Origin of the sequence: Alloalcanivorax venustensis ISO4, from assembly GCF_015356855.1 — a bacterium.
Taxonomy (GTDB): domain Bacteria; phylum Pseudomonadota; class Gammaproteobacteria; order Pseudomonadales; family Alcanivoracaceae; genus Alloalcanivorax; species Alloalcanivorax venustensis.
In genome coordinates this window covers 164,435-177,390 of sequence record NZ_ARXR01000005.1, presented here as the reverse complement: position 1 = coordinate 177,390, position 12,956 = coordinate 164,435, and the positions used below count along the sequence as shown (strand labels likewise).

Genomic DNA, 12,956 nt, shown 5'->3' with positions numbered 1-12,956 from the left:
TGGCGCCGCCGCCGGAAAGCGGCGTGGTGATCCGCTGGGCCGGCGCCGGCAGCGCCGACCTCGCCCGAAACCTGCTCCAGGACGCCCCCATGCAGGTGCTCGAAGCCGGCGGCAGCGCCAGCCTGGAGCAGGACCGCGACACCCTCACCCGCGCCGACCTGGGCCTGCCGGTGGTGGTGCTGACGCGCGGCTGGGAGCCGCCCACCGGCGAACTGGCGGACTTCCTCGACGACGCCCGCCACAGCCTGCCGGCGAACACCGACATCGTGCTGCTGCCACTCGCCGCCGACGATCAAACCGCTCTGGTGGACGGCGCGCTGCTGGCCCAGTGGCAACGCTTCGTGGACCGGCACCGGCCGGTCAGGCTGTGTCGCCCATGAGCGAGCGCCCCCTGCCCCGTTTCGCCGTGGTCGGCCACCCCAACAAGGGCAAGTCGAGCATTGTCGCCACCCTGGCCCAGAACGACGGCATCGCCATCGCCCTGGAGCCGGGCACCACCCGGGAGAACGGCCACTACCCGCTGCGCGTGGACGACCGGCTGCTGTACGAACTGATCGACACCCCCGGCTTCCAGCGCCCGCGCCGGGTGCTGGCCTGGCTGCAGGCCCACAGCCTGTCCGCGTCGGACCGGCCGGACACGGTGCGCGCCTTTGTCACCCAGCACCGCGACGACCCCCGTTTCCATGACGAATGCCAGCTGCTGACGCCGATACTGGAGGGCGCCGGCATTCTCTATGTGGTGGACGGCGCGGTGCCCTACAGCCGCGAACAGGAAGCGGAAATGGAAATCCTGCGCTGGACCGGCCGCCCCAGCCTGGCGCTGATCAACCGCATCGGCGCGGGCGACCACCTGGCCGACTGGCGCGCCGCCCTGGGTCAGTACTTCCAGATCGTGCGCGATTTCGACGCGGTGCACGCCCCCTTCGAGGCCCATCTGAGCCTGCTGCGCGGTTTCGGCCAGCTGGCGCCGGAATGGGAAGCGCCGCTTGAGGAGGCCACCCACCATCTGCGCGACCAGCGCCGGCACCGCCAGCGCCAGGCCCTGCAACTGATCGCCGCCGCCCTGGCGGACATGCTCACCCACCGGGAAACCGGCCGGCTGCGCGACGACGGCAACCGCGACGCCCTCGAGCACGAACTCGGCCAACGCTGGCGGGACTGGCAGCGCCAGCGGGAGCAGGGCCTGCGCCGCGACGTGGAAGCCCTTTACCAGCACCGCCACCTGCGCCGCCGGGAACAGGCCCTGGCGTGGCAGCCGGGCAGCGACCTGTTCAGTGAACAGGCCCGCCGGACCTGGGGCGTCAGCCGCACCTACCTGGCCACCGCCGGCTTCGGCGCCGGCGCCCTGGGCGGGGCCGGCATCGACGCCCTGGCCGCCGGTCATTCGCTGGGGGCCGGCGCCCTGATCGGCGGCGTGCTGGGCGCCGCCGGCAGCGTCTTCTACGGCGGCAAGTACGCCGACAAACTGGGCGCGCTGAAAGTGCTGGAGCGCTTCACCGGCGGCGCCGAGGCGGCCTTCGGGCCGGTCCGCGATCCACAATTCGGCTATGTGGTGCTGGGCCGGGCCCTGGAGCACTGGCATCAGGTCAGTCACCGCAATCACGCCGGGCGTGACCCGCTCACTCTGGGCGACGCGGACCGCCACTGGCTGGAACAGTTGCCCCGGGGGCAGCGCCAGCGGCTGCAGAAGGCGTTGCAGGATCCGCCGCGTGAGCCCGGGGATGTGAAGCGTCGGGATGCCCTCGAGACGGCGGTAGAGCAAGCTGGTGAAGCGTTCCTCGCCTGGCGATCCGGATCGTTATAGTGAACTCTGGATCCAGCAATACACATGCTTGGAGGTCTAACATGCACCTTGTTCGACTGGCTTTGATGGCGGCTTGCGTTCTGAGCGGTTCTCCCGCCTTCGCTGATGCCTGCACGACTCAAATGATCGAGCTTGATAGCCAAAGCCCGCCAAACGACGCCGTCCTTATGGGGCGCTTCGGTCCAGCGACACTCTTTCTACCAGATCACAGTCTGAAAACCGTGGCTCACGTCAACGATATGTTAATTATGAAGTACAAGAATGGGGACGTCCTAACACATCGAGAACTTAGCCGGACGACCATCGAAACCTTATTCGAAAACGACACGTCAAAGACAGAAAAAGCACGGACATTATTGCAGGCAAGATCCGATATCCCCGCATCGAAATTATCGTGCGAAGTAAAAATATACTGGCGCGAACTCGAAGACACGACCCTGTATCTAAGGCTTCAAAAGAACACAGCGGGATACAGAACCATGCTAATCGTGAAAAGCGGCAACATCGATTATTTGGATTTCAATTTCTCAAAAAAAGCTGTTACCGCCATCATTAAATCCGCGAAACTCAGTCAATAATCCTGGCTATCAAAATGTAGGCTATAAGTAACGTAGCGCAAAATGATGACCAGCGGAAAACAGGACTGTCTTTGTCCTTGAAGTACCAAATCGCGCTTATCGCCACGAGGACCCAGAACAAAACTTTAAGGACATCCATCGATTAGATACCCATCAGGGCAAGCACCAAAGGGCTCTTCCAATTCAAAGCGGCCTGATTGATACATATCTTATAGGTGATGTTGCCTTCGACATCAGACAGCCAGGTTTCCAAGGCGTCGAAATAATACTTCACGATGTTACGCGGCAAGATCCACGCGCCCCCTATCGCGGCTAGTAACGTCAAAGTCCCGGCGAAATCTTCTGAACATGAGTACGTTTCATCAATCACCGTATCGACAATATCCGCCACTTCTTCAGTAATTTGCGAGGGCGTAGAGCTTACGGAGCCAGACCAGATGGATTGGATGAGGTCATGGTATTTCTGTTTATCTTCCGCTGATAACGACATTTCTCTATCTCCTTGAGAAGGCATTTTCCCCTTTATGCAACATTTTTATTATTGCTGCAACCCCAAGAGAATAAAGGGTTATGCACCGCTCAGTGGGAGGAGCGTTCGCGGCGGTAGTGGCGGGGCGCTACGCCCATCACTTTTTTAAACAGGCGGGAAAAGTAGTAGGGGTCGTCGTGGCCCAGGTGGCGGGCGATGTCGCTGACGCCCAGGTCGCTGACGTCCAGCAGGTAGCAGGCGCGGCTGATCTTGAGGTGCTGAAACGCCTGCATCGGCGTCTGCCCGGTGAGGCGTTTGTACTCGCGAATAAAGTGATAGCGCGACAGGGTGCTGGTGGCGGCGACCAGGTCGTCCAGGGCCAGCCGTTCGTGCAGGCGGCTTTGCAGGTAGCTCTGCACCCGGTCCACGTCCAGCGCCGCCTGCCGCGCCTGCTGGCGGCGGCGTACCAGCGCCAGGAAGGTGAGCAGGCCGCGCAGCACATTGGCGGCGTGCACCTGATGGTGAATCTGAAAGCTCACCGCGGTGGCCAGCAGCACTTCGAACTCTTCGCTGAGCCGCGAGTGCAGGCCCACCGGCACCAGTCCGGCGCGCGGGTCCGGCTCGATGGCGTCGAAAAACGCATCCACGGCGGCGCCGCCCAGGTGCACCCAGTAGATGGTCCAGGGGTCGTCCGGGCGGGCCCGGTAGCGGTGCGGCTGCCCTTCCCGGAACAGCAGCACGTCGCCGGGCCCCACCGGGTGGGCGTCGCCGTCCAGATCCACTTCACCGCGTCCGGCCACGCAATAGATCAGCAGATGATCGCGGGGCGAGGCGCGCCCCATCTGATGGCCGGCGGCGCGCGGGTAGTAGCCCACGCCGTGGGGCAGGCAGTCGCCGCACAGCGGGTGCGCGCCCAGCGTCTGGATCAGCGCCTGGGGCACCACAATGCGGCGGCCGTCCCGGGGCAGTGGCCACTGGGAGGTCTCGATAACCGGGACGTCACTGGAATCCATACCGCAATATAGTCCATTACTGGTCAATAGAAACCATCCGCATGGGGACGATACTGTGGTAAATCATAGCAATAATAGAACAACACCCCCACTTTCGGAGGCTCCATGAGCACGCGACTGCCGCAACTGATCAACGGCGAATTCCAGCAAAGCCAGACCGACACCTGGATTCCAGTCACCAACCCGGCCACCCAGGAGGTGCTCTGCGAAGTGCCGGCGGCCACCGCCGAGGAAATGGAGAGCGCCATCCAGTCCGCCCGCGAGGCGTTCCTGGAATGGCGGGAAACCCCGGTGTCCGAGCGCGCCCGGGTGATGCTGCGCTACCAGCACCTGCTCAAGGAGCACCACGATGAAATCGCCGAGGTGCTGGCCAAGGAAACCGGCAAGGTGTTCGCGGACGCCAAGGGCGATGTGTGGCGCGGCATCGAGGTGGTGGAGCACGCCGCCAACATCGGCTCGCTGATGATGGGCGAGACGGTGGAAAACGTGGCGCGCGGTATCGACGGCCACGCCTGGACCCAGCCGCTGGGCGTGTGCGCGGGCATCACCCCGTTCAACTTCCCGGCGATGATTCCGCTGTGGATGTTCCCGATGGCCATCGCCTGCGGCAACAGCTTCGTGCTCAAGCCCTCCGAGCAGGACCCGATGACCCCCAATATTCTCGCCGAGCTGTTCCTGCGCGCCGGCGCGCCCAAGAACCTGCTGCAGGTGGTCCACGGCGGCAAGGAACAGGTGGACACCCTGCTCACCCACCCGGAGATCAAGGCGGTGTCCTTCGTCGGCTCGGTGCCGGTGGGCCAGCACGTCTACCGCACCGCCACCGACCACCTCAAACGCGCCCAGTGTTTCGCCGGCGCCAAGAACCACATGGTGGTGATGCCGGACGCGCGCAAGGATCAGGTGATCAGCAACCTGGTGGGCGCTTCCTGCGGCGCCGCCGGCCAGCGCTGCATGGCGATCAGCGTGGCGGTGTTCGTGGGCGAGTCCAAACAGTGGATCGACGAACTCAAGGACGAGCTGGCGAAAATCCGCCCCGGCGCCTGGGACGACGAGAACGCCGCCTATGGCCCGCAGATCAGCCCCAAGGCCCGCGACCGGGTGCTGACGCTGATCAAGCAGGGCAAGGAGGAAGGCGCCAGCTGTTTGCTGGACGGTTCCGATTGCACCGTGGACGGGCTGCCGGACGGCAACTGGGTGGGCCCCACCCTGTTCAGCGACGTGACCCCGGACATGGCGCTCTACAAAGAAGAGATCTTCGGCCCGGTGCTGTGCTGCATGACCGTGGATACCCTGGAAGAGGCCCTGGAGCTGGTGAACAACAGCCCCTACGGCAACGGCACCTCGATCTTCACAGCCAGTGGCGCCGCCGCGCGCAAGTATCAGCACGAGGTGGAAGTGGGCCAGGTGGGCATCAATGTGCCGATCCCGGTGCCGCTGCCGTTCTTCAGCTTCACCGGTTGGAAGGGATCCTTCTACGGGGACCAGCACGCCTACGGCAAACAGGCGGTGCGCTTCTACACCGAGACCAAGACCGTCACCAGCCGCTGGTTCGACGACGACATCCCGGACGGCGCCCACGGCGGCCCCAACATGACCATCAACCTGAAATAGCCATGGACTTCAACTTCACCGACGAGCAGCTGGCGTTCCGCGACACCGCGCGCCAGTTCGCCGATAAGGAGCTGGCGCCGTTCGCCGCCGAGTGGGACCAGCACGGCACCTTCCCCAAGGACACCATCCGCCGCGCCGGCGAGCTGGGCTTCTGCGCGCTGTACTGCGACGAGGACCAGGGCGGCATGGGCCTGAGCCGGCTCGACGCGGCGCTGATCTTCGAGCAGATGGCGGCGGGCTGCACCTCCACCACCGCCTTCATCACCATCCACAACATGGCCACCTGGATGCTGTCCCGGTTCGGCTCCGAGGCGGTGCGCCAGCGCTGGAACGGGCCGCTGATGAGCGGCGAGGCGCTGGCCTCCTATTGCCTCACCGAACCCGGCGCCGGCTCCGACGCGGCGTCGCTGAAGACCAGCGCCCGCCGCGACGGCGACGAGTATGTGCTGAACGGCGCCAAGGCGTTCATCTCCGGCGCCGGCGACACCGACCTGCTGGTGCTGATGGCGCGCACCGGCGGGCCCGGCGCCGGCGGCATTTCCTGCTTCGCGATCCCGTCGGACACGCCCGGCGTCAGCTACGGCCGCAACGAGGACAAGATGGGCTGGAAAAGCCAGCCCACCCGGGCGGTGATTCTCGAGGACGCGCGCGTCCCGGTGGAAAACCGCATCGGCGACGAGGGCCAGGGCTTCAAGATCGCCATGGCGGGCCTGGACGGCGGCCGTATCAATATCGCCAGCTGCTCGCTGGGCGCGGCCTCGGCGGCGCTGGCCCAGGCGCAGAGCTACGTGCAGGAGCGCCGCCAGTTCGATCAGCCGGTGAGCGAGTTCCAGAGCGTGCAGTTCACCCTGGCGGACATGGCCACCCACCTGGTGGCGGCCCAGCAGATGGTGCGGCTGGCGGCCTGGAAGCTGGATAACGGCGACGCCGACAAAGGCACCTTCTGCGCCATGGCCAAGCGGCTCGCCACCGACCTGTGCTTCGACGTCTGCAACCAGGCCCTGCAGCTGCACGGCGGCTACGGCTACATCAAGGAGTACCCGCTGGAGCGCTATGTGCGCGACAGCCGGGTGCATCAGATTCTGGAAGGCACCAACGAAATCATGCGGGTGATCATCGCCCGCCGGGTACTGAAAGACCTGAGCTTTTTATAAGGCCCGATTCAAAAAGGAGAACAATATGAACATCGGATTCTTCGGCGTCGGCAACATGGGCGGGCCGATGGCCGCCAATCTGGTCAAGGCCGGCCACACGGTGACCGCCTTCGACCTGGTGCCCGAGCTGCTCAAGACCGTGGAAGCGGACGGCGTCGCCGTGGCCGCCGACCCGGCGGCGGCGGTGGCCGGCGCCGAGGTGGTGATCAGCATGCTGCCCTCCGCCGGCGCGGTCACCGGCCTGTATCTGGGCGACGACGGCGTGCTGGACGCCATCCACCCGGACACCCTGATCATCGACTGCTCCACCATCGACGCCGACACCGCCCGCCGGGTGGCCAGCGCCGCCGCCGACAGCGGCCGCACCATGATCGACGCGCCGGTGTCCGGCGGTGTCGGCGGCGCCAAAGCGGGCACGCTGACGTTTATCTGCGGCGGCCCGGAAGCGGCGGTGGAACGCGCCCGCCCGGTGCTCGACTGCATGGGCAAGAACGTGTTCCGCGCCGGCGACAACGGCGCCGGCCAGGTGGCGAAAATCTGCAACAACATGCTGCTGGCCGTGCATATGATCGGCACCGCCGAAGCGCTGCAACTGGGCGCCGACCACGGCCTGGACCCGGCGGTGCTCTCCGACATCATGAAAGCCAGCTCCGGACGCAACTGGTCCCTGGAGGTGTACAACCCCTGGCCCGGCGTGATGGAGGGCGTGCCGTCCAGCAACGACTACAACGGCGGTTTCGCGGTGAAACTGATGAACAAGGATCTGGGCCTGGCGCTGGAAGCGGCGCTGGCCAGCCAGTCCAGCACGCCCATGGGCTCACTGGCGAAAAGCCTGTACGCCGCCCTCGGCAACCAGGGCCTGGGCGGCAAGGACTTTTCCAGCATCCAGACGTTCTTCAAACACCGCGAGCCCTGACACCGGGCCGGGTTACGGCGTCCACGTCTCCCCGGGCCCGTGGGCCAGGAACGAGGGACGGCGCCGCCGGGCCGCGTAGGGCCGGTCGCAAACGTTGTCGCGGCGGTTGTAGACGAAGAACACATTGCTGCGCGGGTCCGGCGACATATTGGCGTTGGAGCCGTGCAGGGTGTTGCAGTCGAACAGAATCAGGCCGCCGGCCTTGCCGGTGGGCGCCTCGATACCGCCCCGCTCGATCAGCGCCTGCAGCACGTCGTTGCCGGGCACGCCGAATTCCTGGGTCTTCAGGGACTGCTTGTGGTGGTCGTCCGGGGTGGCGCCCAGGCACGGCACGAACACCTTGTGCGAGCCGGGAATCAGCATCAGGGGCCCGTTGAAGTGGTGGTTGTCGGTCAGCACGATGGACGCGCTCACCGCGTGCATGGACGGCATGCCGTCCTCGGCGTGCCAGGTCTCGAAGTCCGAATGCCAGTTGAATCCCTTGCCGTGGAAGCCCGGCTTGTAGTTGATCCGTGACTGGTGCACATAGACATCGCCGCCCAGTATCTGCCGGGCGCGGCCGGTCAGGCGCGGGTCACGGGCCAGTTGGCGGAAACGTTCGGACAGAAAGTGCACCGCGAACAGGGAGCGGATTTCCTCACTGCCGGGCTCGGTGACACTGAAATCCCGGCCCCGGAATTCATCCCGGGCGAGCAGTTCGTGCAAATGGCCGGTGAGCTCCTGCACTTCCCGCTGATCCAGGAAGTCCGGCTCGAACAGAAAGCCGCGCTGCTCGAACTCGTCCAGTTGTTGCTGGGAAAGGGGGCCGTCGGCGGCCTGGCCCTTAACCACTTTTTCGCGGCGGTTCAGCCAGGGCATGTCCGGCTTTTTCGCCAGACGGGTGGGGTAAGGGTCCTGAATCGCCGGAGCCGGTCCGGTAATGGGTCGGGTGGGCGTCTGCACTGACATCAAATCACCTCCTGAGATTTGGGATCAGGTCCAGATTGGCGTTATCAGGCCGGGCCGCCGCCAGGAGGGAGCCCGGCAGCGTGACTATAAGGTCTATAAATCCGGTTTCAAGGTGGCCGTCCCGTCAGTTCTGAATACGTCGCCAGGGGCGCGCCTGCTCCAGCTCGAAGGCCAGCTCCAGCAGCGTTTTTTCGTCGCCCTGCAGCGCGGAGAACTGCACGCCGATGGGCAGGCCCTCGCGGCTTTCGCCCAGCGGCAACGACAGGGCCGGGCTGCCGGAAGCATTGTTGGCGGGGGTGAAGCTGACGTACTTGATCAGCCGGTCGATCAGCACCTCGAAGTCCACATTGGGGCTCAGGTAGCCGAGCGGCGGCGTGGTGTGGGCGAGCACCGGCGACAGCACCACGTCGTAATGCTGGAACGAGCGGGCGTAGGCCTGCCAGGTGCGCTTGAGCTGGTAGAGCACCGCCGGTGTCTTCCACAGCTTGCGCCGGTAATAGCGGCTCAGGCCCCGGGTCAGGCCGTCCAGCTGCCGGGGGTCGAAGCCGGGCCCGAACAGGGCGCGGCCGAAGGTGCTCACCATGAACGCCATAAAGCCGTAGTAGAGCACGAAGTCGTCGATAAAGCGGCGCTCCAGCGGCACCGGCGCCTCTTCCACCCGGTGGCCGAGCCCGGCCAGCAAATGGCCGGCGTCCTCCACCACGGCCCGGGTCTGCGGACAGGTGGGGCTGCCGGTGATCGAGTCCACCACCAGGCCCACGCGCAGGCGCCGCCGGCCCGGCCCTTCCACCCGGCCGATCGGCGGCAGCTTGGGGTTGCGGTAATACTGCTCGGCGGCGGCGAAGAAATTGGCGGTGTCGCGCACGCTGCGGGTGAGCACGCCCTCGGCGATGATGTCGATCGGCAACGACCGGGACGCTTCCGATTTCACCAGCCGGCCGCGGGTGGGTTTAAGGCCCACCAGGCCGCAGCAGGCGGCGGGAATGCGGATCGAGCCGCCGCCGTCGTTGCCGTGGGCGATGGGCACCGCGCCGGCCGCCACCAGGGCGGCACTGCCGCCGGAGGAGGCGCCGCTGGAATAGCCCGGCGCCCAGGGGTTGCGGGTGGCCGGCGCGCCGGCGTACTCGGTGGTGGCGCTGAAGCCGAAATCCGGCAGCCGGGTTTTGCCCAGCAGCACGAAGCCCTGGTCCAGATACTGGCGGGCAAAGTGGCTGTCCTTGGCGGCGTTGCGCGGTCGCACGGCGCGGGCACCGTGGCCGGTGGGCAGGCCCGCCACGTCGATGTTGTCCTTGATCAGGCTGGGCACGCCGGCGAACTCCCCGCCGTCCCGCAGGCGCTGGTCCGCGCTTCGGCGGGCCGTTTCAAAGGTGTCCAGCGCCAGGCCGTTGAGCGCCGGGTTCACCGCCTGGATGCGCTCGATGGCGGCGTCGGTGAGCTGCGCCGCACTGCGCTCGCCACGGCGCAACAGGTCGGCCAGGGCGGTGGCGTCGTGGTCACCGAGGGCGTCATCACGGAAGGCATGAAGGCGCGCTTCGGGGGCGGGTCCGGCGTATTGATTCATCGGTGTGTCCTGCTGTGAAGGCGGTCGATGGCGAAAGATCGTACCATGGTGCCACATTCACAGCGGGCCAATCGCAAGACGATGAGGGCCTAGCCCCTGGCCCGGTCCACCCGCTTGCCCTGGGCGAGCATCACCCGCGCCAGGTGCACCAGGTCGGCGATGCTGGTGACCACCGCGTCCGGGCGGTGCGGGTGGCTGACGGTGTTGGGGAAAATCTTGTCCAGCCAGGAGTCCGGCCAGCCGGCGCCGTTATAGAAGATCGCGGTGATGCCGGCTTCCTTGGCGGCGATCACGTCGGTGGTGCTGTCGCCCACGTACCAGCAGTTCTCCGCCGGCGTCAGGCCGAGGTTGTCCAGCGCCTTGAGCAGCATGTCCGGCGCCGGCTTGCGGTGTTCCACGTCGTCGCCGCAGACAATGGTGTCGAACAGATCCTCCCAGCCGGTGCCGTCGACAATGCGCAGCTCGTGCTCGAGGAACTCCCGCTTGCGGTTGGAGATCAACGCCACCGGCACGCCGGACTGGCGCAACCGCTCCAGTTGAACGCGGATGTCACTCTCCAGCGGGTGAACTTCGTCCACGTATTTTTTATAGCAATCGTCGAAGGCCTGATGGATGCGGCGCTTGGCGTCGCCGTCGGCGCCGAACAGCACTTCGAAGATATCGGTGCGCGAGATTTTCCGCTGGGCGGTGATCTTGGGGTGCAGCTTGTTGTTCTCGCGCACGTACTTGACCAGCTTGGCGTCCTCGATGGTCTTCGATTCTTCCGGTTTGAGCAGCCGGTCCCAAAGACCCAGCTCCTTAAGCCTGGGCAAAACATCGTCGACCGCGTGGTACATGGCGTCGTGGGTGTCCACCAGGGTCGCGTGCCAGTCGATCAACACGGCCGCCGGCTTATCGTGGGGCAGCTGCAGAATACTCATGCGGCAACTTTATCACAGCGCCTGTTACAGGCCGGGGACTTGAAGATTTTTTACGCTTGGCCGCTGATTTCGTCCGCGCCGGGGGGCTATGCTGGCGGACAGGCGAGCAACCAGCACGGAGACCGCCATGAGCAAGGACCCGCTCAATGAGTACCGCCGCAAGCGCAACCTGGGCGCCAGCCGCGAGCCCGCCGGCGGCAACGGCGACGCGCCCCGGTTCGTGATCCAGAAGCACGACGCCAGCCGGCTGCATTATGACTTCCGGCTGGCGTTCGACGGCGCTTTGAAGTCCTGGGCGGTGCCCAAGGGCCCGTCCACCGACCCGCGCGAAAAGCGGCTGGCGGTGCAGGTGGAAGACCATCCGCTGGACTACGCCGATTTCGAAGGCGTGATTCCCGAAGGCCACTACGGCGCCGGCACCGTGATGGTCTGGGACCGGGGCGGCTACCGCAATCTGCTCGCCGACGCGCGCCGCAACCCCACCTCCACGCAGAACCGTTCGGTGAAAAGCGGCCGCACCCTGGCGGGCATCGCCCGCGACGGCAAGGCGGAGCACGACCATGAGTGACCGCACCCTGACCGTGGACGGCAAGACCATCACCCTGTCCCATCCGGACAAGGTGCTGTTCCCGGAACACGGCCTGAGCAAATCGGATCTGGCGGACTACTACCAGCGGGTGGCGCCGATGATGCTGCCGCACCTGCGCGGCCGCCCGCTGACGCTGCACCGCTTTCCGGACGGCATCGGCGCGCACGGCTTCTATCAGCAGAACCGCAGCGATTATTTCCCGGACTGGCTGCCCGCCGCGTCCATCGATCACCCCGGCGGCACCGGCGCGGTGACGCATATTCTCTGCGAGCGCGCCGCCGATCTGGTCTATCTGGCCAGCCAGGCGACGCTGACCCTGCACGCCTGGCTCAGCCGGGTGGACCGGCCGCACCGGCCCGACCAACTGGTGCTCGACCTGGATCCGCCCGGCGACGATTTCGAGCCGGTGCGCCGGGCCGCCTGGCAGGTGGGCGACGCACTGCGCGACGCCGGCCTGACGCCGTTCGTGAAAACCACCGGCTCGCGCGGGCTGCACGTGGTGGCGCCGTTGAAACCGGGCGCCGACTTCGACCGGGTGCGGCGCGCCTGCCGGCGCCTGGCGGATCACTTGGTGGCCCGCCACCCGGACGCGCTCACCGCCGAGCAGCGCAAGAACAAACGCCACGGCCGGCTCTACCTGGACATCATGCGCAACGCCTTCGGCCAGACCGCGGTGGCGCCCTACGCGGTGCGCGCCAAACCGGGCGCGCCGGTGGCCACGCCGCTGGACTGGAACGAGGTGAACGACGCGGATATCGGGCCGCGCCGCTACCGCGTCGACAACCTGTTCCGGCGCCTCGGCCAGAAAGACGACCCCTGGGCGGACATGGCGCACCATGCGGCGGACATCGGCACGCTGGAAACGGCGCTGCGGGCCTGGGAGCGGGACTGAGGCCCGGCCGGTTTATTGAGCGGCGGCCATTTCGTCCCGGTAGGTGTCCGCCAGACGCGCCTTGGCGTCGTCGCTCAGGGCACGCCCGGCGAGCTGGAACACCTCCTGTTCTTCTTCGTCCAGGTGGTGGGTGACCAGATCGTGCAGCTTTCTGGCGGCGGCCAGCCAGCCCGGCGAACTGAAATCCGTATCTTCCAGTTCTTCCACCAGTTCATCGATCTCGTGATGCTCGGCGACACTGTGGCGGGCTTTTTCCTGGGTCATGTCCAATTCCATCATCGGAATGTAGAGCGCCCGTTCCTCGGCGGCGGCGTGGCTGGTCAGCGCCTTCTTCACTTTTTTGAACAATTCCTCGCGGCCGTCACTGTCGCCGTGGGTTTTGATCAAAAGGCCCAGCAGGGTCCGCTGGGTGTCATGGTCTTCTCTGAGTGCTTCGAACAACGTCATGGCTGGCCCTCCCCTGGGCGCTGGCTGTGAGGTTTGAATCCTGGTTCGTGAGTG

14 protein-coding genes are annotated in these 12,956 nt (G+C 65.9%); 8 read left to right on the top strand and 6 right to left on the bottom strand.

Going from position 1 to position 12,956, the window contains the following annotated elements; all coding sequences use genetic code 11:
* The 3 genes from ISO4_RS04950 to ISO4_RS04940 form a co-directional block, all read left to right on the top strand.
* Positions 1-380, top strand: a 380-nt coding sequence (locus tag ISO4_RS04950; protein WP_194855352.1) for a DUF2868 domain-containing protein, incomplete at its 5' end; no start/stop codon positions are given.
* Positions 377-1,804, top strand: a complete 1,428-nt coding sequence (locus ISO4_RS04945; protein ID WP_194855351.1) for a GTPase/DUF3482 domain-containing protein — start codon at positions 377-379, stop codon at positions 1,802-1,804. The genes ISO4_RS04950 and ISO4_RS04945, both read left to right, overlap by 4 nt.
* A gap of 41 nt (positions 1,805-1,845) precedes the next feature.
* The gene (locus tag ISO4_RS04940; protein WP_194855350.1) at positions 1,846-2,382 is read left to right on the top strand and encodes a hypothetical protein; all 537 of its coding nucleotides are present in this window, start codon (positions 1,846-1,848) and stop codon (positions 2,380-2,382) included.
* A gap of 142 nt (positions 2,383-2,524) precedes the next feature.
* Here ISO4_RS04940 and ISO4_RS04935 read toward each other — a convergent pair whose 3' ends face one another.
* Positions 2,525-2,872: a hypothetical protein gene (locus ISO4_RS04935; RefSeq protein WP_194855349.1), complete on the bottom strand. Its 348-nt coding sequence runs from the start codon at positions 2,870-2,872 to the stop codon at positions 2,525-2,527.
* Positions 2,873-2,961: 89 nt separating this feature from the next.
* The gene (locus tag ISO4_RS04930) at positions 2,962-3,864 is read right to left on the bottom strand and encodes an AraC family transcriptional regulator (RefSeq protein WP_194855348.1); all 903 of its coding nucleotides are present in this window, start codon (positions 3,862-3,864) and stop codon (positions 2,962-2,964) included.
* 105 nt (positions 3,865-3,969) lie between these two features.
* Between ISO4_RS04930 and ISO4_RS04925 the strand changes: the two genes are divergently transcribed.
* Genes ISO4_RS04925 through mmsB form a run of 3 tightly spaced genes read left to right on the top strand, consistent with a single transcriptional unit; the run spans position 3,970 to position 7,545 of the window.
* Positions 3,970-5,475 (top strand): CoA-acylating methylmalonate-semialdehyde dehydrogenase, encoded by a 1,506-nt coding sequence (locus tag ISO4_RS04925; protein ID WP_194855347.1) that lies wholly within the window; start codon positions 3,970-3,972, stop codon positions 5,473-5,475.
* Between the two features lie 2 nt (positions 5,476-5,477).
* Positions 5,478-6,629, top strand: coding sequence for an acyl-CoA dehydrogenase family protein (locus tag ISO4_RS04920; RefSeq protein ID WP_194855346.1), 1,152 nt, complete (start codon positions 5,478-5,480; stop codon positions 6,627-6,629).
* 25 nt (positions 6,630-6,654) lie between these two features.
* Positions 6,655-7,545, top strand: coding sequence for a 3-hydroxyisobutyrate dehydrogenase (mmsB, locus tag ISO4_RS04915; RefSeq protein WP_142947651.1), 891 nt, complete (start codon positions 6,655-6,657; stop codon positions 7,543-7,545).
* 12 nt (positions 7,546-7,557) lie between these two features.
* Here mmsB and thpD read toward each other — a convergent pair whose 3' ends face one another.
* The 3 genes from thpD to ISO4_RS04900 form a co-directional block, all read right to left on the bottom strand.
* Complete coding sequence (thpD, locus tag ISO4_RS04910; protein WP_142947652.1) at positions 7,558-8,493, bottom strand: ectoine hydroxylase; 936 nt, start codon at positions 8,491-8,493, stop codon at positions 7,558-7,560.
* A 124-nt stretch (positions 8,494-8,617) separates the two neighbouring features.
* Positions 8,618-10,054, bottom strand: a complete 1,437-nt coding sequence (locus ISO4_RS04905; RefSeq protein WP_194855345.1) for an amidase — start codon at positions 10,052-10,054, stop codon at positions 8,618-8,620.
* Between the two features lie 89 nt (positions 10,055-10,143).
* Positions 10,144-10,974 (bottom strand): HAD family hydrolase, encoded by an 831-nt coding sequence (locus tag ISO4_RS04900; RefSeq protein ID WP_142947654.1) that lies wholly within the window; start codon positions 10,972-10,974, stop codon positions 10,144-10,146.
* 127 nt (positions 10,975-11,101) lie between these two features.
* On the opposite strand from ISO4_RS04900, the gene ISO4_RS04895 reads away from it, so the two are divergent.
* Both ISO4_RS04895 and ligD read left to right on the top strand, forming a co-directional pair.
* On the top strand, positions 11,102-11,542 hold the full coding sequence (locus tag ISO4_RS04895; protein ID WP_194855344.1) for a DNA polymerase ligase N-terminal domain-containing protein: 441 nt from the start codon (positions 11,102-11,104) through the stop codon (positions 11,540-11,542).
* Positions 11,535-12,455: a non-homologous end-joining DNA ligase gene (ligD, locus tag ISO4_RS04890; protein ID WP_194855343.1), complete on the top strand. Its 921-nt coding sequence runs from the start codon at positions 11,535-11,537 to the stop codon at positions 12,453-12,455. Before ISO4_RS04895 ends, ligD begins: the two co-directional genes overlap by 8 nt.
* A gap of 12 nt (positions 12,456-12,467) precedes the next feature.
* On the opposite strand, the gene ISO4_RS04885 is transcribed toward ligD, so the two are convergent.
* The gene (locus ISO4_RS04885; protein ID WP_194855342.1) at positions 12,468-12,902 is read right to left on the bottom strand and encodes a hemerythrin domain-containing protein; all 435 of its coding nucleotides are present in this window, start codon (positions 12,900-12,902) and stop codon (positions 12,468-12,470) included.
* Between the last annotated feature and the right edge of the window lie 54 nt (positions 12,903-12,956).